Genomic DNA, 22977 nt, shown 5'->3' on the forward strand with positions numbered 1-22977 from the left:
TACCAAATTTTTTTTCAACTATTTCTTAAAAACTCGTTTTTTATAAAGCTTTTGCCCTTCCATCTTCGACCGGTTGGTCTGCTTTATAAATGCCTACATTTTTAAAATAATTGCTTTATCACCTATTAATTCATAAAAAATCTATAAAAAAAGTTTGTGGTTTCAGAAATTATTTGTAATTTTGTACTGTCATTCAGATTTTTGCCTTGTCTCTTAATGCGACACAAAGACAGACGGAACATCTGAGATGATAAACTGGGGCTTTTCAGATGCTCTGAACCTAATATAATAATATTGCTAACTAACTGTGTCGCAGAATTTAGGGATGAAAATTAAGAGTTTTTTGATTGCGTCTTTGGCTGCATTTTCTCTGACAGCTGGCGCACAGTCTTTGTCACCAAGTACTAAATGGCATTGGGACAAGGGTACTATCGTAGTTGACACACCTGAGCGTCCTGCCGGACAGGAGAACGTATTGGGTTTGAAGGCTCCAAAGTTGCAGACAGTACGTGTGGGCTTTGTGGGTCTGGGAATGCGTGGTCCATGGGCTGTGATGCGTTTCTGCCACATTCCTGGTGTAGAAATCGTTGCCCTTTGTGATTATGAAGAGGCTAGAGCCGAGAAATCTCAGGAGTATCTCCGCAAGCAGGGATTGAAGCCTGCCGACATCTACAGCGGAGCCAAGGGCTACGAGGAGTTGTGCAAGCGCAAGGACATCGACCTGGTTTACATCGCTGCCGACTGGAATCACCATTTCCCAGTGGCTAAGATGGCGATGGAGAACGGCAAGCATACTGCCATCGAGGTGCCTAGTGCAATGAACCTGGAACAGTGCTGGAGCCTGATTGACCTCAGCGAGAAGACACGTCAGCATTGCTTCATTCTGGAGAACTGCTGCTATGACTATTATGAGATGAACGCCCTGGCTATGGCGCAGGACGGTGTTTTCGGAAACATCATCCGTGCTGAGGGTGCTTACATCCACTGCCTGGAGGACTTCTGGAATGCTTACTGGCAGGATCCTAATGACAATGACAAGGACAATCTGCACTGGCGCATGAAGTACAACATGGAGAACCGTGGTGACGTTTATCCTACTCACGGCTTGGGTCCTGTGGCTCAGTGTCTGAACATCCACCGTGGCGACCGCTTCACAACATTGGTTGCAATGGATACGGAATCATTCGTAGGCAAGGACTGGGTTTCAAAGAAGAGCGGCAAGGAGTGCAAGGAGTTCCGCAATGGCGACCACACTACTACCTTGATGCGTACAGCCAAGGGTAAGGTAGTGGAGATTCAGCACAACGTGATGACTCCTCAGCCATACAACCGATTGTTCAAGTTGACCGGAACCAAGGGTTATGCTACCAAGTATCCTACCGAGGAGTTTGCTCTCTCTGGTGATGCTTTGAAGGGTACAGGTGCTCCTCAGATGGACAACCTCAATGCTCACGGATTCATGAACAAGGAGCAGAAGGAAGCGTTGGTGAAGAAGTATTATCATCCTATCCTCAAGAAGTATGGTGAGCTGGGCCGTCAGATGGGTCACGGCGGTATGGACTTCATCATGGATTCTCGATTGGTTTACTGTCTGCAGAACGGTTTGCCATTGGATATGGACGTTTACGACCTGGCTGAGTGGTGCTCACTGGCAGAGTTGGGAGCCATCTCAATGGACAACAACTGTGCACCCGTAGCCTTCCCAGACTTCACCCGTGGTTTCTGGAACAAGGTGCAGGGTTACAAGCACCAGTATGCTTCTCCTGAGGACGAGGCTGCTACCGAGGCAGCTGCCGCTGCTTACACCAAGGCTCAGAAGGCTGCAACAGCCAAGTATAATCTGTGGAAGCTCTATGACGCCGTAGCTGCTGCCAAGAAGGCAAACAATGCGAAGGCAGTGAAGAGCGCAACAGCCAAGTACAAGAAGGCGGTAGTTGCAGCCAAGAAGGCAATGGTTGCCAAGAAATAAGGATTATAGAACTTTCGCATTTTTCCCCACACGCCCTGAAAGGGCAGAAGCTCCTAAGCTCAGGGCAGCGCCCTGGGTTAATTATGGTCGCAAGCCTGTCGCCTTGTAAGGGCAAAAGCTTCAAAGGCCAGACGATTTAAAAAGCTTTTGCCCTTACAGGGCGTTTTTATTGAATGCCCGTATACCCAGGGCGTTGCCCTGGGCTAGGGGCTTCTGCCCTTTCAGGGCGTATTGCCATGATTTATACAGGCGATGGGGGGAACTTTCTAACTAGGAAAAACTTAATACAAAAATCAACAAATGAAAAGAACTCATTTAATACTATTCGCTGGAATACTGTGCTGCTCTCCTGCCTGGGCAGGCGACGTGCTGGGAGGATATTTCTACCAACAGCAGGAAGCACCAACGGGATGGGAATGGCAAAGTCCTGATTCCGTGGCAGTTAACAAGCTACAGCCACATGCCTGGTTCTTCTCGTTCAGAAATATTGACGAGGCGAGAAAGGTATTGCCGGAAAACAGTTCCTATTGGAAATCACTCGACGGAATGTGGAAATTCCATTGGGCGCCGAATCCTGATGAACGGCCAAAGGACTTTTTCCGTACAGACTATGACGTTTCGAAATGGGACGACATCAAGGTGCCGATGAACTGGAACATGGCTGGACTGCAGAGAGACGGAAAGAACAAGTATGGAGATCCGCTTTATTCCAACCAGCGCGTTATCTTCCAGCACTCCTGGCAGCCGATGAACGACTGGAAGGGTGGAGTGATGCGTACACCGCCAAAAGACTGGATGACCTACCGTAACCGCAACGAGGTGGGCTCCTATCGCAGAACCTTCACCGTGCCTGCCGACTGGAAGGGACAGGAAATCTATCTCAACTTCGACGGAGTGGATTCCTTCTTCTATCTCTACATCAACGGCAAATACGTAGGATTCTCGAAGAACTCCCGAAATCTGGCTGAATTCAATATTACACCTTATTTAAATAAGGAGGGTGAAGAGAATACGGTGGCAGTAGAGGTTTACCGCCATTCTGACGGTTCGTTCCTCGAAAGCCAGGACATGTTCCGACTGCCAGGTATTTTCCGTACCGTGGCGCTGACGGCAAAGCCTCAGGTGCAGGTGAGAGACTTCAAGGCAATTCCTGACCTGGACGAAACCTACAGCAACGCCAAGCTCCACATCACAGCCCAGCTTCAGAATCTATCGAAGAAGGCTATCAAGGGCTACACTATCCAGTATTCACTCTACGCCAACCGCCTTTATTCTGATGAGAACACCCTGCTCAGCGGTGTAACCGCATCGGCTAAGCTCGCAGGCAAGCTGAACGCAAAGGGAGAAATCGAACTCGAAGCTACTCTGGATGCTGCCAACAAGGTGAACCTCTGGAGTGCAGAAGCACCTCATCGCTACACGCTGGTGGGCGAGCTGAAGGACGGAAAGGGCAGAACCGTGCAGACTTTCTCTACCTTCGTTGGTTTCAGAAAGGTGGAAATCAAGGAAACTCCAGCAGAAAAAGACGAATTCGGACTGGCGGGAAGATACTATTATCTGAACGGTCAGCCTATCAAGCTGAAGGGCGTGAACCGTCATGAGAACAATGTTAAGGCAGGCCACACCGTGAGCCGCAAGCAGATGGAGCACGAGGTGTTTCTGATGAAGCGTGGCAACATCAACCACGTGCGCAACTGCCACTATCCGGATGCGCCTTACTGGTACTATCTGTGCGACAAGTACGGCATTTACCTGGAGGACGAGGCAAACATCGAGAGCCATGAGTATTACTACGGCAAGCAGAGTCTTTCTCACGTTCCGGAGTTCCGTAACGCCCACATCGCAAGAAACATGGAGATGGTTCACGCTACAGTCAATCATCCTTCCGTGGTGATCTGGAGTCTGGGTAACGAGGCTGGTCCGGGCAAGACCTTTGTGGACTGCTACAATGCCATCAAGGCTTACGACACCAGTCGCCCGGTTCAGTATGAGCGCAACAACGATATCGTGGACATGGGTTCCAACCAGTATCCATCCATCGCATGGGTGCAGGGAGCCGTTCAGGGCAAGTACAAGCTGAAGTATCCGTTCCACATCTCAGAATATGCGCATTCCATGGGAAATGCCTGCGGAAACCTCATCGACTACTGGGATGCTATCGAGAGCACCAACTTCTTCATGGGTGGCGCCATCTGGGACTGGGTGGACCAGGCTCTGGACAAGCAGGACCCTGCTACCGGCAAGACCTACTGGGCTTACGGAGGCGACTTCGGAAAGGACAACAAGCCTAACGACGGAATGTTCTGCATGAACGGAATCATGCGTCCTGACCTCACTCCAAAGGCTCAGTATTTCGAGGTAAAGAAGGTTTACCAGAATGTGGGCGTTAAGGCAATCGACATGAAGCAGGGACAGATTGAAATCTTCAACAAGAACTACTTCGAGCCTCTGAAGAACTATCAGATAGTATGGTCGCTCTATAAGGACGGAGTCTGCGTGAAAAAGAATCAGCCATTGCAGGGAGCCAAGAACATCGTGGGTCCTCGCGAGAAGGGAATCTACACCTTGCCATACGATTATGCAAGTCTGGATGCTAACAGCGAGTACTTCGTGACCGTCCAGTTCCTTCTGGGCAAGGACATGCCTTGGGCTAAGAAGGGGTATGTGCAGATGGAAGAGCAGCTGAGAGTGAAGGGTGCTGATGTTGCCGCACCTTCTATCGCTGCAGTTGCCAAGACTGGAAAGGCGATGAAATATCAGCTGGATAAGGCTGCTAAACGTGCCAGCATCACGGGCGAGAACTTCCAGGTGGCTTTCGACCTGAACACCGGAGCCATCTACAGCCTGAAGTACGGCAACCAGATAATCATCAAGGATGGCAATGGTCCTCAGCTGGATGCTTACCGTGCGCCTACGGATAACGATGCCGGAATCGGTTACCACAACGCATGGTTCAAGAACGGACTCTATGACCTGCAGCACGTGGTGAAGAGCTGGACCTGCACTCCTAACAAGAAGGATGGAACCTACAAGCTCGACTTCACCGTGGAGAGCCAGGGCAAGGAAGGCTGCGACGTGAACTATGGCAACCGTGACCGCGACCCAGAGTCTTGCTACAATTTCGAGAAGAACAAGCGCGCCCTGACAGATGCTGATCTGAAGTTCACTTCCCGTCAGATCTACACCATCTACAAGGACGGTTCCATCGAAATGCAGAGCGCCATCGGAGCCAACCGTTCTAAGGTAATCCTGCCTCGCATCGGTTACTCTATGGTATTGCCAAGCGAGCTGAACCAGTATGATTACTACGGTCGTGGACCGGTGAACAACTATAACGACCGCAAAACCAGCCAGTTTATCGGTTGGTACCACAGTCCGGTGGCAGAGCAGGGCATTATGCTTCCTAAGCCTCAGGCACAGGGCAACCGCGAGGAGGTTCGCTGGTGCGCAGTTACCAACAGCCAGCAGCAGGGCGTGGTGTTCATCTCCGACAGCACCATGTCGGCTTCGGCTCTCCCTTGGAGTCAGCAGGAATTGACCTTGGCAGCTCATCCTTATCAGTTGCCAAAGAGCAGCGGAACCCATCTGCACCTGGATGCAAAGGTTACCGGTCTGGGTGGCGCAAGTTGCGGACAGGGTGGTCCTTTGACTCCTGATCAGGTTCGCAGCACTCCAACCACCTTCGGATTCATCATCCGTCCAGCCGTGAAGTCAGAGCTTCCAAATCTCGTGAAGGTTTCAGCTACGGGCAGAAAGATGGTGAAGGACATCATGCAGCAGATGAAGCAGAACCAGCAGAACACCGGTTTGCAGATTGCCTTTGCTTCCAGCCAGGAGCCTGATGAGGGCGATGCTGCCTATCTGGTAGACGGTGACCCTTCAACTATCTGGCACACGATGTATTCCATCACCTTGGCGAAGTATCCTCACTGGGTTGACTTCGATGCTGGTAAGCAGAAGGAAATCAAGGGCTTCACTTACCTGGCACGTCAGGACGGTTCGCTGAATGGTTGCATCAAGGATTACGAAATCTATGTAAGCAACGATAACAAGACTTGGGGAGAACCTGTTGCAAAGGGCAGTTTCGAGAAGACAGCCAAATTGCAGAAGGTAATGTTCGGAAAGCCAGTCAAGGCACGCTACGTCCGCTTGCGTGCACTGAATGAACAGAGCGGTCAGGACTATGCTTCCGGAGCTGAGTTCACTCTTGTAACGGAATAAAAAGCCCACACGACCAGAAAGGGCAGAAGCTTTAAATTACCCCATATATACAAATCGCCCTGAAATGAGTTGAGTTTCATTTCAGGGCGATATTTTTTTGAAAACCTTTTTTAAAAATCCTTTCAGTTCAGACTGGGATTAGTGCTGAACAGGGATTTTCTTAATGCGGCGCTCATGACGACCACCTTCGAATGTGGTGCTGAAGAACTCGTCGAGAATAGTCTCAGCGGTCTTGTTGTCAACGAAACGGCCAGGAAGAACCAAAACATTGGCATCATTATGCTGACGAACAAGATGAGCAATCTCCTTGCACCATGCCAAACCGGCACGCACACCTTGATGCTTATTCAATGTCATGGCAATACCTTCACCACTGCCACAAATACCAATACCAGGATAAACCTCACCGCTCTCAATGCCTTCAGCAAGAGCGTGACCAAAGTCTGGATAGTCTACACTAGCATCGCTATAAGTACCGTAATCCTTAACAGGATAACCCTTCTTTTCCAAATATTCCAAAACGAACTGCTTCAATGGAAAACCTGCATGGTCGCATGCAATACCAACTGTCTTTACTTCCATAATACTTAAGTTTTTTAAGTGAAGAACGAAGAGTGAAGAATTCAAATCCTTTTTCTCTCGCATACCTGCTTCTTCGCTTCACCAGGTTAATAAAATATTAAAGGGATAAGATTCTGTATTCATCTTACATGAAACACGAAACATGCCCCACTTGATAAATATGAAAAGGAGAGTGAAGAGCGAATAGCTGAAGATGATTCAAAAGATTATCCGAAAATAAAACCATTGAATTCTTCACTCTTCGTTCTTCACTCTTCACTTAACTTTATGCTTCAGCCAAGAAAGCCTTTACCTGCTTGTAAACGTTCTCGCCTGTGTAACCGAGCTTCTCATCAAGTACCTTGTAAGGAGCTGAGAAACCGAAGCTCTCCATACCCCAAACCTTACCGTTGGCACCTACGAGACCCTGGAGTGTTACAGGAAGACCGGCAGTCATACCGAAGATCTTAGCGTTCTTTGGCAATACGCTCTCCTGATATTCCTTGCTCTGACCGCGGAACAAGCCCTCTGATGGAGCACTTACCACGCGAACCTTGATGCCGTCAGCACGCAAAGCCTCGCAACCAGCCTCCAATGTAGAAACCTCAGAACCGCTAGCTACCAGGATAACGTCTGGATTCTCATCGCTGCCTGCTACGATGTAAGCACCCTTGGCAGCCTGCTCATAGTCTGTTCCCTCTGGCAACTTAGCGATGCCCTGGCGAGAGAAGATCAAAGCTGTAGGAGTCTCAACGTTCTCCATAGCAAGCTTCCAGCAAACGGTAGTCTCGTCAGCATCTGCAGGACGGAATACGCGAACGCTGTCCTTGCCAGCGTGGTTCTTCAACTTCTCCATCAGACGGATCTGTGCCTCCTGCTCAACTGGCTCGTGAGTAGGTCCGTCCTCACCAACGCGGAATGCATCGTGAGTCCAGATAAACTTAACAGGAACCTGCATCAGGGCAGCGATACGAACAGCTGGCTTCATATAATCAGAGAATACGAAGAATGTACCCATTGCTGCAACCACACCACCGTGGAGCATCATACCGATACACATATCAGCCATTGTCAACTCAGCAACACCTGCCTGGAAGAAAGCACCTGAGAAGTCACCACGAACGATGCTCTTGGTCTTCTTCAAGAAACCATCTGTCTTATCTGAGTTAGAAAGGTCAGCAGATGCACAGATCATGTTAGGAACCTGCTCTGCCAAAACACCGAGACAAGCAGCAGAAGCAGCACGAGTAGCTGAACCAGCCTTCTGCTCAACCTTGCTCCAGTCTACCTTAGGAGCCTTGCCGCTGAACCACTCATCCATCTGAGCGGCCTTCTCTGGGTTAGCCTTGCGCCACTCTGCCTCTGCAGCCTTGCGCTCAGCAACGATCTTCTTCAACTCCTCAGCACGCTTTGCGTAAATCTCCTTTACATCGTCGAAGATAACGAATGCATTCTCAGGGTCACCACCGAGGTGTTTGATTGTATTTACGTAAGCGTCGCCACCGAGAGGAGCACCGTGAGTATTGATGCAAGCCTCGTAGCTTGTGCCGTCTGCGCGGAGAGCACCCTTACCCATTACGGTCTTACCGATGATGAGGGTAGGGCGATCCTGCTCCTTCTGGGCAGCATCGAGAGCCTCACGAATCTGAGCCACGTCGTTACCATTGATCTTGATGACATTCCAGCCCCAAGCCTTGTACTTCATCTCTGTATCCTCGTTCATTACAACGCCACACTCTGTAGAGAGCTGGATGTCGTTAGAATCGTAGAACATGATAAGGTTGTTCAAACCGAGGTTACCAGCGATACGACCAACACCCTGAGAGATTTCCTCCTCTACAGCACCATCAGAAATATATGCGTAAATCTTGTGCTGCATCATAGTAGAACCCAGACGAGCCTCGAGGAACTTCTCTGCAACAGCTGCACCAGCTGCGAGGGCATGACCCTGACCGAGAGGACCTGATGAGTTCTCAATACCACGCTCAAGGTCGAGCTCTGGGTGACCTGGAGTTACTGAACCCCACTGGCGGAACTGCTTGAGGTCTTCCATTGAGAAGAAACCACGCAAAGCCAAACCAGCATAGAGCATTGGGCTCATGTGACCTGGGTCGAGGAAGAAGCGGTCACGACCAGTCCATGTTGGATCTGCTGGATCATAAACCAAGTACTCTGCGAAGAGTACGTTGATGAAATCAGAACCACCCATAGCACCACCTGGGTGACCAGAGTTTGCCTTTTCTACCATTGAAGCAGCCAAGATACGGATATTATCTGCTGCATGATTCATTACTTTAATGTCGTTCATAACACAAATTACTTTATTTTGTTATTATTGATTGTTTTCTGCTGAAATATTCCTTTGACAATTCTGTTTCAGAATGTCGAACTGTTTGTTCATCAGCTCCTTATATGAAAAGCGCTGATGAAATTTAGATTTTGCCCTACAAATATACTACTTTATTTTCAAAACTACGATAGATTTTGCAGGAATTTTAACCTTGAGGGTATTTTTCTTGACTTTTGCATCCTTGAACACGGCAGGCTTCACTACCTCAGGGTGCTCAAAATCATTATAGTCGGTCACCTTCTTGCAAGAAAGAATCTGTCCGTTTACAGCCTTTGGAGCAGCTGCGCCATCCAGTTTGAACTCAACTTCCTGAGCCTTGTCAAGACTAACATTTGCAAGAGAAACCACGATGGTTCCGTCTGCCTTCTTGGCAGCAGATGTAGAAACCAGAGGAATCTTTCTGCCGTCCTTCGCATGGCTGTCGCCACGAACGTCCATAGAGTCGCACTTCACGTCCATTGGGAGATAGGTAGCCTCCTGGAAGTCCTTGTACATGTTGAAAACATGATAGGTAGGAGTCAGAACCATGTGACCGGTTCCCTTGGTGTCGGTGAGAATCATAGACTGGAGCACGTTGACCACCTGAGCGATGTTTGCCATCTTGATGCGGTCAGCATGGCGATGGAAGACATTGAGCGAGAGGGCTGCCACGAAAGCATCGCGCATGGAGTTCTGCTGATAGAGGTGGCCCTTGATGGTTCCTGGTTCCTCATCCCACCAGGTTCCCCATTCATCTACGAGAAGACCAATCTGCTTCTTTGGGTCAGCCTTGTCCATGATGGCTTCGTGCTTCTTGATGACATCCTCAATGCCGAGGCACTTGCCCATGGTCCAGTAGTAATCGTCGTTGTCGAACTTGGTAGCCGAACCCTTGCTGCCTTCCCAGCCGGTTACTGTATAATAATGTAAGGAGATTCCGTTGGCACGATGACCAACACGGTCCATCAGCACCTTGGTCCAGTTGTAATCGTAGTCGCTGGCTCCGGAAGCAACCTTGTAGAGTTCGTTGCCATCATAGTTGCGGCAATAAACAGAGTAACGGCGGAAGAGGTCAGAGTAGTATTCTGGGCGCATGTTGCCACCGCAGCCCCAGCTCTCATTGCCCACACCGAGGTACTTTACCTTCCAAGCCTTGTCGCGACCGTTCTGTCGGCGGAGCTTAGCCATAGGTGTATCGCCGTCGCTGGTCATGTATTCTACCCACTTGGCAAGTTCCTCAACAGTTCCCGAACCCACGTTTCCGCTGATGTAAGGCTCGCAACCCAACATTTCGCAGAGATTCAGGAACTCGTGAGTACCGAAGGAATTGTCTTCGATGGTTCCACCCCAGTTGTTGTTCTGCATCTTAGGACGATTTTCACGTGGCCCGATTCCGTCCATCCAGTGATACTCGTCTGCGAAACATCCTCCAGGCCATCTTAATACAGGCACTTTCAAGTCCTTGAGAGCTTGGAGCACGTCGTTACGGTAACCTTGTGTGTTAGGAATCTTGGAATCAGGACCTACCCAGAGTCCACCATAGATGCAGCTACCGAGATGCTCGGCAAACTGTCCGTAAATCTCTTTATTAATTTTCTGCTTGCCTTGGTTGGCATGAATTGTTCCGGTTACATTCTGAGCCTGTGCGGTGAATGCAACTGCTGCAGAAAGCAATGTGGTTGCGAAAAGTTTCTTCATTATCTTATAAGTTTTATTTTTGTTGTTCTTTTATAAGAATACGTTTGTGGAGACTGATTCCCCACAAACGTATTGATATTTTGTTAGTTTTTGTTCTCAACAGCTGCCTTTTCAATGGCAAGACCTGCCTTGTAGGTCTCAATATACTTGTCGAAACCAGCTACTTCTTCTGCAGTAGGCGCGATTTCAACACCAGTATTGCCGGCAAATACCTTCTTGTCGAGGTAATCAGCCAGGCTCAGCTTCTCTGCATTGTTTACGAGATAGCCTGCGAGCAGGGCAATACCCCATGCACCACCTTCGCCTGCTGTCTCCATCACAGAGATTGGGGAGTTGATGGCTGCAGCGAGGATGCGCTGACCTACACCCTTGGTCTTGAACAAACCGCCATGACCGGTGATGCGGTCTACCTGTACCTTCTCGTTCTTGAACAAGACATCGTTACCAATCTTCAATACAGCTACTGAAGCATAGAGGTTGGCGCGCATGAAGTTGGCGAGGTTAAAGTGGTCGTTGGCTGAACGTACGAACATTGGGCGACCTTCTGCCAAACCGGTTACAGGCTCACCAGAGATATAGTTGTAAGCAATCAAACCGCCGCAATCTGCATCGCCCTCAAGAGCGTGGTTGTAGAGTTTGCCGAATACCTCGTTCATATCCACAGGTACACCGAGCAACTCCTGGTACTGCTTGAACAAACCAACCCATGCATTGAGGTCAGAAGTACAGTTGTTGCAGTGAACCATGGCAACAGGACTACCATCTGGAGTTGTCACCATATCAATGACTTCGTAAGGTTGACTCAAGGCTTTCTCCAACACGATCATAGAGAAAGAAGAAGTACCTGCACTTACGTTACCGGTGCGCTGACGGACAGCATTGGTAGCCACCATACCTGTGCCAGCATCACCCTCTGGAGGACAGAGAGGAACACCAGCCTGGAGAGTGCCTGATGGGTCGAGCTTCTTAGCACCTTCCTCGGTCAGGGCGCCAGCGTCTTCGCCTGCGTTCAAGACCTCAGGGAGAATGTCGAGAATCTTCCAGCCCAGGTTCTTAGGCTCGATGAGCTTATCGAACTTAGCCACCATCTCTGCATCGTAGTTGTTGGTGTTGGAATCGATAGGGAGCATACCTGATGCGTCGCCTACGCCCAGAACCTTCTTGCCTGTGAGCTGCCAGTGGATATAACCGGCGAGAGTGGTAAGGAAGTCAATCTTGTTGATGTGGTCCTCACCATTCAGGATAGCCTGATATACGTGAGAGATACTCCAACGCAATGGGATGTTGAAGTGGAAGAGCTCTGAAAGTTCAGCTGCAGCCTTGGCTGTATTGGTGTTACGCCATGTGCGGAAAGGAACGAGAATGTTCTCATCCTTACCGAAAGCCATGTAGCCGTGCATCATCGCAGAAATACCGATGGCAGCCAACTGCTTGATTTCACAGTCGTACTCAGCCTTCACGTTCTTGCGGAGGTCGGCATAGCAATCCTGCAAACCTTTCCAGATTGTGTCGATGCTGTAAGTCCAGAGACCATCAACCAACTGGTTTTCCCACTCAAAGCTACCCTGTGCGATAGGGTTGTTGTCGGTGTCAATCAAGACAGCCTTGATTCGGGTAGAGCCAAACTCAATACCGAGGATGGCCTTACCTGATTCTATAATAGTTTTTGCTCTCATTATTGATTCTTTTTTTAATGGATGGAACAAAGAGAAAAGCAATGGAATTCTTCCCTCTTCGTTCTTCCCTCTTCACTCTTCACTTAAATTATCTCAACGCCTTGTTGAGCATGTAGTAAATCTCGTTGTTGCGGAGCTGCTGCTTGAAGCTGCTGATAGTTGTGTTCTTGTCGATGTTGACGAACTCAATACCCAGGATCTCGCAGAAGTCTTCCCAGTACTCAGCAGTGATGTCGTAAGAGAATGCACTGTGGTGTGTACCACCAGCGAGGATCCAAGCACCTGCACCAATCTCGAAGGTCGGCTGTGGAACCCAGAGAGCTGAAGCTACAGGGAGCTTAGGCATTGCCTTTGGTTCGATGCACTCTACCTCACTTGCGATGAGACGGAAACGGTTGCCGAGATCAACTACAGTTGCCTTAACACCCTTACCTGTCTTAGATGTGAATACCAAACGAGCTGTCTGCTGCTTGCGGATACCGATGCCTAGGAAGTGAACCTCGAGCTTTGGCTTGTCTGAAGCAATCAATGGGCAAACCTCGAGCATGTGGCTCTGGAGGCTAGATGTGCGGTCGGCAGCGAAGTTGAGTGTGTAGTCCTCGAGGAATGAGCAACCCTTCTCCAAGCCCTGGTTCATTACCCAGAGTGTGCGGTAGAGGCAAGCTGTCTTCCAGTCACCCTCAGCACCGAAACCATAACCCTCTGCCATCAGGCGCTGTGAAGCCAAACCAGGAATCTGGTCGAAACCGCAGAAGTTTGGATCGTCGATGTCAGCATCGCCGAGGTCATCGAAGTTGGTTGTGAATGCTACTGCGTTCTCATCCTTCAATACGCGACGGAGAGCAATCTCAGCCTTAGCTGCGTTCTTCACCTTCTCCCAGTAAACTTCCTCGCCAGACTCATCAATCTTGATGGTGTACTCCTTCTTGTACTCCTCAACGAGAGCATCAGCCTCAGCATCTGTTACCTTCTTGTAGTACTCCATGAGTGAAGATACTGGGTAGTAATCTACATGGTAACCCAAGCGCTGCTCGAACTCTACGCGGTCGCCATCTGTTACGGCTACGTTGTTCATGTTCATACCGAACATCAAGCAGCGTACGTTGTGAGCATCAGCAACACCTGCAGCTACGCGAGCCCATGTAGCAATCTGCTTCTGAGCCTCTTCGCTCTTCCAGTAACCTACAACAACCTTTCTAGGGATGCGCATGCGGGTGCAGATGTGACCGAACTCGATGTCGCCGTGAGCTGACTGGTTGAGGTTCATGAAGTCCATATCGATAGAATCCCAAGGGAGTTCTGCGTTGTACTGAGTATGGAAGTGGAGGAGAGGCTTCTCGAGAGCCTGCAAGCCCTTGATCCACATCTTAGCTGGAGAGAAGGTGTGCATCCATGTGATGATACCTACGCACTTCTTATCGTTGTTGGCAGCCTTCATGACGGCCTCTACTTCTGCAGAAGAGTTAGCTGTGCCCTTGTAAACTACCTTGATTGGGATGATGCCACTGTTGTTCAGACCATCTACCATGTCCTTTGAGTGACCATCAACTATCTTAACTGTTTCGCCTCCGTAAAGAAGCTGTGCACCAGTTACAAACCATACCTCTAAATTTTCAAATGCTTTAATCATGATTGTTTGTTGTATTAATTGTTATTGTTAATGTGATCTAATATCTTTATTTGAAAAACCTTTAATTAGTGCTTTTTCTGTCCGTAGTAAGCGTTAGGACCGTGCTTGCGGTTGAAGTGCTTCTCTACGAGCAATGGGTTCATGGTGGTGTTTGGATTCACAGAGAATGAGATGAAAGCCATCTTGGCCACCTGTTCAGCTACTACTGCGTGATAAACAGCCTGGTCAGCATCCTTACCCCATGTAAAAGGACCATGGTTCTTAACCAATACGCCAGGAGTATGAACTGGGTTGATGTTATCTTTCTTGAAACGGTCAACGATGACAACACCTGTGTTGTGCTCATATTCTGCCATCATATCCTCTGTCATCGCATCAGTGCAAGGGATGCAATCGTGGAAGTAATCAGCATGAGTTGTACCAATATTAGGGATGTCCAAGCCAGCCTGTGCCCAAGCGGTAGCATAAGTAGAGTGAGTATGAACTACGCCACCCAACTCTGGGAATGCGCGGTAGAGAACCAAGTGGGTTGGTGTATCAGATGATGGATTCAGATCGCCTTCTACTACCTTACCTGTTTCCAAGTCTACTACTACCATATCGCTAGCCTTCATGGTGTCATAATCGACGCCTGATGGTTTGATGACAACCAGACCTTTCTCGCGGTCGATGCCACTCACGTTACCCCATGTAAAGAGCACGAGGTTGTGCTTAACGAGATCAAGGTTTGCCTTGAACACTTTTTCTTTTAATTCTTCTAACATAATATTTTTTGTTTTAAGTTGTTTATTCTATTTCAAGTTGAACGATGGGTCTTCCTCGTATGCTTTCTTGTTGAAGCGGTAGAGGGCGGCGCCTCGTTTCGAGTTGACTTTATCGATGAGTTCTGTTTTCTCGATGAAGTCGATATCCTTCACGCGTTTGCGGAAGTTGCGCTTATCAATCTCTTCGCCTATTACTGCCTCGAATACATGCTGAAGCTGTGTCAGCGTAAAGAGGTCTGGGAGGAGTTTGAAGCTTAATGGCTCATGATTGATGCGGCGGCGTATCTGTGCGATAGCGTTGCGGATCATGAGTTTGTGGTCTGAGTATAGTTCTGGAAGTTCGTTCAGACTAACCCATTCCAATCCGTGTTCTACACGGAGGCTGTCATCATAGTCTTTCACATTGATGAGAGTGCAATAGGCGATAGAGATCACTCGCTCACCTGGGTCACGGTCGATGCGGCCGAAAGCTCCTACTTGTCTTATATAGAGGTCTTTCATTCCAGTAAGTTCCAGGATGACTCTGTTAGCTGCATCTTCGAGATTTTCTGTTGAACCAACGAAACCACCATAGAGTGACCATTCGCCTCTTCCCGGGTCCATCTTGCGTTTGCCTATCAGTACCTGGAGGTTACTACCGTCGAAACCGAAAATGATACAATCGACGGATACAAATACTTTGGAGTATTCATTATAAAACTGGGTCATGGCCTTTCTGCTGTTTTGATGTAATGATTCAATGTATGTCTTGTCGTGTTCTTTTGCTTGCTCTTCATAGAGCAGCTTCGAGAGGAAAATCAAGGAGTAAGAAGGAGAAGAAAGGATCGCGGATTTTTCAACGGAAACAGTTTTGTCTGATCTTTGAGAAAATTCCAGACTCCTCACTTCTTACTCCTGACGTGAATAATATTTTACCAGAAGTATGCGTAGAATGCAGCGCAGAGGCCGATTACGACGAGGGTACCGATAATATCGAAGGCACTCCAACTCTCACGGATAGACTTCTTGAAGTCTGATGTGAAGGTGATTGCCTCTACCTGCTCCTTGCTTGGAGCTGGAGTGAAGCAGCTTATTACTACCATGAAGATGATGAGGAATACGAGCAACCAGCACTCGAATACAAGCCAGTTGGTCTGCCAGAACCATGCGGTGTAATCCCAGAATGCACCATCCATTGTAGCCTTACCTGTATCAGTGATGACGTTGGTAACGAGGCGGAGCATACCGATGAGGAAACCTGTAATCATGGTATATTCACCTGCCTTTGGAGTAATCTTCTTGAAGAAGATACCCATTGCAAATACGGCTACCATGGCTGGAGCCAGAAGTGACTGTATACCCTGGAGATAATTGTACAATGTATCCATCTTCATCATGATTGGCAACCATGCGAAACCGAGAACTACAACTACTACGGTAGCGATACGGCCAACGAGTACGTAGTGAGCCTCAGACATGCCCTTCTTCAATGGCTTGTAAAAGTCCTCGGTGAAGAGGGTAGCACAGCTATTGAAGAATGCTGCCAATGAAGCAACGAGTGCGCAGATGAAACCGATGGTTACGATACCCTTGATACCTGCAGGAAGAACGGTCTTTACCATGATGGCGAAGGCTGCATCAGTCTCGTTCATCTGGATGGCACCCTTCTGAGCCAAGGCTGCTGCAATCATACCTGGGATGAGGAACATGAAGCAAGGGAGTACCTTGAAGAAACCGGCTGCGATAGTACCGCGGCGGGCACGCTTCATAACCTCTACGTTGCTCTCGCCAGGAACCTGACCGAGTACACGCTGAACGATGTGCTGGTCAGTACACCAGTACCAGAAACCGATGATGGTTGCACCGATCAATACTACGAAACCAGGATACTCCTGATACATAGAATCACCTGCCTCCCAGTGGAACATGTGGGTTGTACCGTAGCCGTTGTTCAACTTGCCGCAGTAATCCATCATGTCGGCCCAACCAGCAGCGATGCTGCCACCGCCGAGGGTAGAGAGACCGAGGAAGAGTACGAGGAAAGAACCGATGACGAGGATAGGTGTCTGGATAGTTGACAATGTCATCACACCCTTCATACCACCGAATACGGTGAAGATGGTGGTGAGGATAATCAGACCGATAGCACCAGCCCAGAAGTTCAAGCCCCAAAGATATTCGAAGAAGATACCACCTGTAAGGGCTGTAACGCTCACCTTTGTAAGGATGTAAGCTACGAGGGTGATGATAGAGAGCCATGAACCTGTGCGCTGGGTATAGCGGAACTTCAGGAAGTCAGGCATGGTGATGATCTTACCCATCTTGTTGATGAGCAACTGGTAGAAAGGTACGAACAGCCAACCCAAGATGAGGATCATCCAGCCCTGCATCTCCCAGTGTGCCATACCGACACCACTCTTGGCACCTGTACCAGCCAAACCAACGAGGTGCTCAGAACCAATGTTGGCAGCAAAGATAGCCATACCGATTACATACCACGGCTCACCCTTACCGAAGAGGTAGGCAGAAGAGTCTTCACCTTTCTGAGCCTTTCTGTCTTTCACGATTGCGTGCCAAACAGCCCAAATTACGCCGATAACACCAATGGCGAGTATAGCCCAATCAAGCCATACGAATTCTGTTGAATTCCAATTCATAATTACTATAAGATTGTTTGTTTATTATTATTTGTTTATTCTTTTCTTTTATTGGATGCTTATTATGTTAGTTTCTTATCCAGCACATTTCGTTTTTTTGTCATTGCGAAAACTTCTTGTTGGATGTTAGCTGTTCCAGCGGACTTTATCCGCCGGTTCGCTAACTTTTAAACTAACTTACGCTTACTTTTTAACGCTGAATTTGTAAGCGAGGTGAGAATTGTATTTCTCTCCTGGCTTCAATGTGGCATCTGTCCAATCCTTTACACCCTGAGCAATCTTGGTTGGAGAATCAGGATATTTCTGGCTCTCGAAGCAAACGCTTACGTGTTTAGGATACTTGATGCCATGCTTGCAGGCAATACCTGTGCCTTGGAAGTTACCGGTGTAAACCTGAATGCCTGGCTCGTTGGTAAATACTTCAAGAAGGATACCGCTCTTTGGTGAGTAGAGGCTTGCGCAAACTGTTTTGTCATCGCCCTTACCATTCTTATATGTGTTCAAACACCAGTTGTGGTCGTAACCTGTGGCATTCTTAATCTGGTCAAAGTTATAATCTACCTTCTTGCCGATTTCTGCAGGTTTACGGAAATCCATAGGGGTTCCCTCGACACTCTTGATTTCACCAGTTGGGATGTAAAGTGAATCTGCAGGAGTGAACTTATCTGCATTGATGTACATTACCTGATCGAAACCTTCCTTAGATGGATCGCCATTCAAGTTGAAGTAACTGTGGTTGGTCATATTGACAACGGTCTCTTTGTCTGTTGTAGCGCCAAACTCGATGTCGAGTGTGTTGTCACTCTTGACTGTATATTTAGCTGTTGCTGTTACGTTGCCAGGGAAACCATTCTCGCCATCCTTCGCATTGATAGTGAAGGTAACGGATGAGTCGTTCTTCTCTGTAATGTCGTAAACCTGGTTCAACCATCCTGTAGCACCACCACCATGCAGGCAGTTGCCATTATCATTTGCCTTCAACTGATAGGTAGAACCTGCAAGTGAAAGCTTGGCATCCTTGATGCGGTTAGCGTAACGACCTACTGATGAACCATAATCAGAAGGAGAGTTAAGCGTATCTGCATACTGATGGATATTGTCATAACCAAGAACTACATCAGTTGGCTTGCCGTCCTTGTCTGGGACAGAGATTGAAACCACACGCCCACCATAGTTGGTGAGACATACCTCCATGCCGTTGGCATTCTTGAGGGTTACTAACTCAGTCTTCTTTCCCAATACGGTTGAATCGAAATCTGCAGGATTCAAACCAGACTGTGTAAGACTAGCGTTGCTGCTTGATGAACAAGCAGAGAGGGTAGCGATTGCCGCAAAACCTACTCCCATGAAAAGGGTCTTAAATGTACTCATTTTTAGGCTGTTTTTAATTGTTTACTTTATTTTGGGTGTAAAATTACAATTTTATTTTGAAACGGCAATAGTTTTCCCTAACTTTTTTCATTCTAAAGTGTGTTTTTAACACTATTTGCATGATTACGCCTGCTTTTGGCTAAATTTGGGCAAAAAAAACTGCAGCTAGCCAACACTAACTGCAGTTCCTTTATATTATATAATATGTATATTAGCAAACCTTGTGAGAACCCTCAGAGATAACTACTGGGTAAATTTCAGGAGCATGACCATACTTAGCTGTGAACTTAGCTGTAACATCCTCTACGAACTTGTCATAGATGTCGTCCTTAACCAAGTTGATGGTGCAGCCACCGAAGCCACCACCCATGATACGGCTACCAGTAACACCGTTCTCCTTGGCAACATCGTTCAAGAAGTCGAGCTCCTCGCAGCTTACCTCGTATTCCTTGCTCAAACCGTGGTGGGTCTCATACATCTTCTGGCCTACAGTCTCGTAGTCACCCTTCTCAAGAGCATCGCAGACTGCCAATACGCGGTCCTTCTCGCCCAATACGAAGTGAGCGCGGCTGTAATCCTCTTCGCCTACCTCTGCGCGAACCTCTTCCAGCTGCTCCCATGTGCAATCGCGGAGAGTCTCGAACTTTGCCTCTGGGTGCTTGGCAGCGATGTGCTTAACCACGTTCTCGCAAGAGTTACGACGGTCGTTGTATGGTGAACCAGCCAACTCGTGCTTAACCTTAGAGTTAACCAGACAGAGCTTGTAGCCCTTAGGCTCGAATGGGAAGTACTCAAACTCACGGCTGTTGCAGTCGAGACGCATCAACTTGCCCTCCTTGCCGAATACAGAAGCAAACTGGTCCATAATACCGCAGTTAACACCTACGTACTTGTGCTCAGTAGCCTGACCAGCGAGAACGAGATCCCACTTAGAAACCTTGTTGTCACCGAAGAGATCGTTCAAGGCGAAAGCGAAGCAGCTCTCAAGAGCAGCTGAAGAAGACATACCTGCACCGAGAGGCACATCGCCATAGAATGCTGCATTGAAGCCCTTTACATCAACACCCAGCGCCTTCATCTCCTGGCAGATACCGTAGATGTAGCGTGCCCAAGATGCGCGAGGACCCTCTGGGTCGTTTACCTTGAACTCTACACGGTCCTTCAAGTCGATAGAGTAGAGCATCACTGTCTCTGTTCCGTTAGGACGGATCTCAGCCATAATACCCTTATCTACTGCACCTGGGAATACGAATCCACCATTATAATCTGTGTGCTCGCCAATCAGGTTAATACGACCTGGTGACATATAGATGTTACCTGTTTTGCCATCAAAGTGCTTGATGAAACGGCTTCTTACTTTTTCGATATCCATAATTGTTTTTGTTTAAAAGTTATTATTAAAGATTTAATTATAAACTAGTTGTTCCCGGATAAATCAAGTTTTGCTTCACCCGGGAATAAGATGTTTCATTATTACTCTACTGGAATGTCCTTGTTTACATTCTTGCAACCAACGAGGGCGTAGAAGAGAATGTATGCAATCATGGCGATGATAACCCAATAAGATGCGATAGGACCAGCAGCCTTAGCAACAGCGTCCTGGATGAGAGGCATTACGCCACCACCAACTACCATCATCATGAAGATACCTGATGCCTGAGCTGTGTATTTGCCGAGACCCTCAACAGCAAGGTTGAAGATTCCACCCCACATGATAGAAGTACACAAACCGCAGATAGCGATGAGTACGCACTTGGTAGGGATAGTAAATGCTACAAGACCAGTACCGTGGTCGTCGAGCTTGAGAAGGTTTGCAATCTCAGAATCACCAGCCAAAGAGAAGTTCAATGTGTTGGTTTCTGGCAAGAAGATGGCTGTGAGCAACAGGAGTATAGCTACTGTTGATACTATTGTCATCTGTGTCTTGGTAGAAACTGCACCGCTGATAAATGAGCTGAGGAATCGGCCGCACATCATGAGCAACCAGTAAACTGCTGCGAAAGCACCACCTACAGAAGCAGCACCTGTGAAGTCCATGCTACTGATGTAGAAAATAAGCTGAGCAGGAATACCAATCTCAACACCTACATAGAAGAAAATACCGATGACACCGAGTACGCAGTGACGGAATGACCAAGGACTGTGATCGTACTGTACGTTCTCCTTCTTGATGTTTGGCTCAGGAATAGCAACAAACCAGATGATGAAGAAGGCTGCAATGAACACCGCCATACCGATGAAGAGGAGAGGAGCAACGTCGCTCATACTTGTGTTAGCTGTAACTGTACCTACGAGTACACCTGCCAACAATGGGGTAAGAGTACCACTCAAAGAGTTCAATGTACCACCAATCTGAATGAGCTGGTTACCGCGGTTACCACCGCCACCGAGCAAGTTCAACATTGGGTTTACCACGGTGTTAAGCATACATACGCAGAAACCGCAGATGAAAGCACCCAACAGATAAATGATAAGGTTGAGGCAAACGGCACCAGAGCTGAGGTTAAATACTGGAATGTCGTCACCGAAGATACTTGACAAGTACTGAATCATCAAACCGATTGTACCGACAGCGAGTGCGATCAATGCTGTCTTCTTGTAACCCTTGCTTTCAATCATCTTGCCGGCAGGAATACCCATGAAGAGGTAAGCGGCAAAGTTCATGAAGTTACCCATCATGGCTGCCCAAGAGTACTTGAAGCCCCAGATGTTGCCAAAAGGTGCTCCCATGTTAGTTACAAACGAGATCATTGCAAAGATAAAGCACATCGTGATGATGGCAATGACACGACCGTTGTTATTTACACTTTTTTGTTCCATTGTTTAATCTTGATAGTTGATATTTGTTATTGTTATATTTGTTATTTGCTTGTATTGCTGGTTGTTACCATATGATTGTTCACTGGTTAATTTAACCGCAAAAAGGAGCGGCTGCCCCAGCATTGTGCACTTAGAGGCAGCAACTCCTATATGGTTTAATCTGATTTTATTTGTCTACGCCAAACTTATAGATTGTCTTCTGTGTGTATGTCTCACCAGGGTTCAATCTGCAACTTGGGAAGTATGGATGATTTGGTGTGTCTGGGAACTTCTGTGCCTCGAAGCAAACTGCGCTGCGGCGTGGGAATGTTGCACCATGCTGACCCTTGATGCCTGCCAGGAAGTTACCTGTATACATCTGCAAACCTGGTTCTGTGGTATAAACCTCCATGGTACGGCAGCTAACAGGGTCCTTAATGCGGGCAGCAAAGCTCAACTCGCCCTCTTCCTTCTTGTTTAAAACATAGTTGTGATCGTAACCCTGACCATTCTTGATCTGCTCGTTGTCGGCATCAATGTCCTGGCCGATTGGCTTTGGAGTGCGGAAATCGAAAGGTGTACCCTCTACCTTCAGGATTTCACCTGTTGGGATAGACTCCTTATCGATAGGGAGGTAGTAGTCTGCATTCACCTCACAGATGATGTTGTCAATAGTTGGGGTAGGATTTGCAATACCCTGGATTGCGAAGAATGCGTGATGAGTCAAGTTGCAGATGGTCATCTTGTTAGTTGTAGCCTGATACTTGATGACGAACTCATTGTCGTCTGTCAAGGTGTAAGCTACCCAAACAGTCAATTCTCCAGAGAAGCCTTCCTCGCCGTATGGGCTGGTGTACTTCAAGACAACTGCATTGTCACTCATACGGGTTGCATCCCAAACGTGGGCGTGGAATCCGGTAGGACCTCCATGCAAATGGTTCTTTCCATCGTTGCATGCCAACTGATACTCCTTGCCATGAAGGGTAAATCTACCCTCCTTGATACGATTTCCGTAACGACCGATGAGGACGCTCAAGAAAGGCTCAGGTGAGTTGATGACATCCTGTATGTTGTCGTGACCCTCGATGAGGTTAGCATAGTTGCCGTCCTTATCTGGCATCATGATAGCAACAACAGCACCACCGTAGTTAGTCACTGCAATCTCATTGCCCTGATTGTTTCTCAACACGAAGAGATCAGTCTTCTTTCCATTTACTGTGGTCTGAAAATCTTCTCTTTTCAAACCACACTTGTTAACTGGTTCTGTATTCATAATATATCTTTTTTTAGTTACTCTACTTTATGTTCTAAAGTAATCTACTG

Annotated in this window: 14 protein-coding genes; 2 read left to right on the forward strand and 12 right to left on the reverse strand. The window is 47.9% G+C overall.

The features are described 5' to 3' along the window. The first annotated feature begins 325 nt into the window (after nucleotides 1–325). Both ACTQ16_RS06080 and ACTQ16_RS06085 read left to right on the forward strand, forming a co-directional pair. On the forward strand, nucleotides 326–1969 hold the full coding sequence (locus ACTQ16_RS06080) for a Gfo/Idh/MocA family protein (protein ID WP_441936629.1): 1644 nt from the start codon (nucleotides 326–328) through the stop codon (nucleotides 1967–1969). A 300-nt stretch (nucleotides 1970–2269) separates the two neighbouring features. Continuing rightward, entirely contained in the window at nucleotides 2270–6190 is a 3921-nt protein-coding gene (locus ACTQ16_RS06085) for a glycoside hydrolase family 2 TIM barrel-domain containing protein (RefSeq protein WP_441936631.1), read from the forward strand. Nucleotides 6191–6328: 138 nt separating this feature from the next. On the opposite strand, the gene rpiB is transcribed toward ACTQ16_RS06085, so the two are convergent. The 12 genes from rpiB to ACTQ16_RS06145 all read right to left on the reverse strand — a co-directional run bounded on the left by rpiB (nucleotide 6329) and on the right by ACTQ16_RS06145 (nucleotide 22927). Beyond that, entirely contained in the window at nucleotides 6329–6772 is a 444-nt protein-coding gene (gene rpiB / locus ACTQ16_RS06090) for a ribose 5-phosphate isomerase B (RefSeq protein ID WP_441936633.1), read from the reverse strand. Between the two features lie 265 nt (nucleotides 6773–7037). After that, the gene (locus ACTQ16_RS06095) at nucleotides 7038–9059 is read right to left on the reverse strand and encodes a transketolase family protein (RefSeq protein ID WP_153096898.1); all 2022 of its coding nucleotides are present in this window, start codon (nucleotides 9057–9059) and stop codon (nucleotides 7038–7040) included. Between the two features lie 147 nt (nucleotides 9060–9206). Continuing rightward, a complete protein-coding gene (locus ACTQ16_RS06100) occupies nucleotides 9207–10778 on the reverse strand; it encodes an alpha-N-arabinofuranosidase (protein ID WP_153121786.1) in 1572 nt (523 codons plus the stop codon). A gap of 83 nt (nucleotides 10779–10861) precedes the next feature. After that, entirely contained in the window at nucleotides 10862–12454 is a 1593-nt protein-coding gene (locus ACTQ16_RS06105; RefSeq protein WP_294967577.1) for an FGGY-family carbohydrate kinase, read from the reverse strand. An 88-nt stretch (nucleotides 12455–12542) separates the two neighbouring features. Further along, nucleotides 12543–14084 carry an L-arabinose isomerase gene (gene araA / locus ACTQ16_RS06110; RefSeq protein ID WP_294967578.1) on the reverse strand — a complete coding sequence of 514 codons (1542 nt, stop codon included), beginning with the start codon at nucleotides 14082–14084 and terminating at the stop codon, nucleotides 12543–12545. 65 nt (nucleotides 14085–14149) lie between these two features. Further along, on the reverse strand, nucleotides 14150–14848 hold the full coding sequence (locus ACTQ16_RS06115; RefSeq protein ID WP_006846778.1) for an L-ribulose-5-phosphate 4-epimerase: 699 nt from the start codon (nucleotides 14846–14848) through the stop codon (nucleotides 14150–14152). 27 nt (nucleotides 14849–14875) lie between these two features. Next, on the reverse strand, nucleotides 14876–15556 hold the full coding sequence (locus ACTQ16_RS06120; RefSeq protein WP_294967579.1) for an NUDIX hydrolase: 681 nt from the start codon (nucleotides 15554–15556) through the stop codon (nucleotides 14876–14878). A gap of 203 nt (nucleotides 15557–15759) precedes the next feature. Next, a complete protein-coding gene (locus ACTQ16_RS06125; protein ID WP_294967580.1) occupies nucleotides 15760–17484 on the reverse strand; it encodes a sodium:solute symporter in 1725 nt (574 codons plus the stop codon). Between the two features lie 183 nt (nucleotides 17485–17667). Beyond that, entirely contained in the window at nucleotides 17668–18855 is a 1188-nt protein-coding gene (locus tag ACTQ16_RS06130) for an aldose epimerase family protein (protein ID WP_294967581.1), read from the reverse strand. Nucleotides 18856–19066: 211 nt separating this feature from the next. Then, entirely contained in the window at nucleotides 19067–20227 is a 1161-nt protein-coding gene (gene galK, locus ACTQ16_RS06135) for a galactokinase (RefSeq protein WP_153121793.1), read from the reverse strand. A gap of 101 nt (nucleotides 20228–20328) precedes the next feature. Next, the gene (locus ACTQ16_RS06140; RefSeq protein WP_153121794.1) at nucleotides 20329–21675 is read right to left on the reverse strand and encodes an MFS transporter; all 1347 of its coding nucleotides are present in this window, start codon (nucleotides 21673–21675) and stop codon (nucleotides 20329–20331) included. Nucleotides 21676–21841: 166 nt separating this feature from the next. After that, nucleotides 21842–22927 carry an aldose epimerase family protein gene (locus ACTQ16_RS06145; protein WP_153121795.1) on the reverse strand — a complete coding sequence of 362 codons (1086 nt, stop codon included), beginning with the start codon at nucleotides 22925–22927 and terminating at the stop codon, nucleotides 21842–21844. Nucleotides 22928–22977 lie beyond the last annotated feature (50 nt).

It is taken from the genome of Prevotella sp. LCP21S3_D2 (assembly GCF_052118345.1).
GTDB lineage: Bacteria > Bacteroidota > Bacteroidia > Bacteroidales > Bacteroidaceae > Prevotella.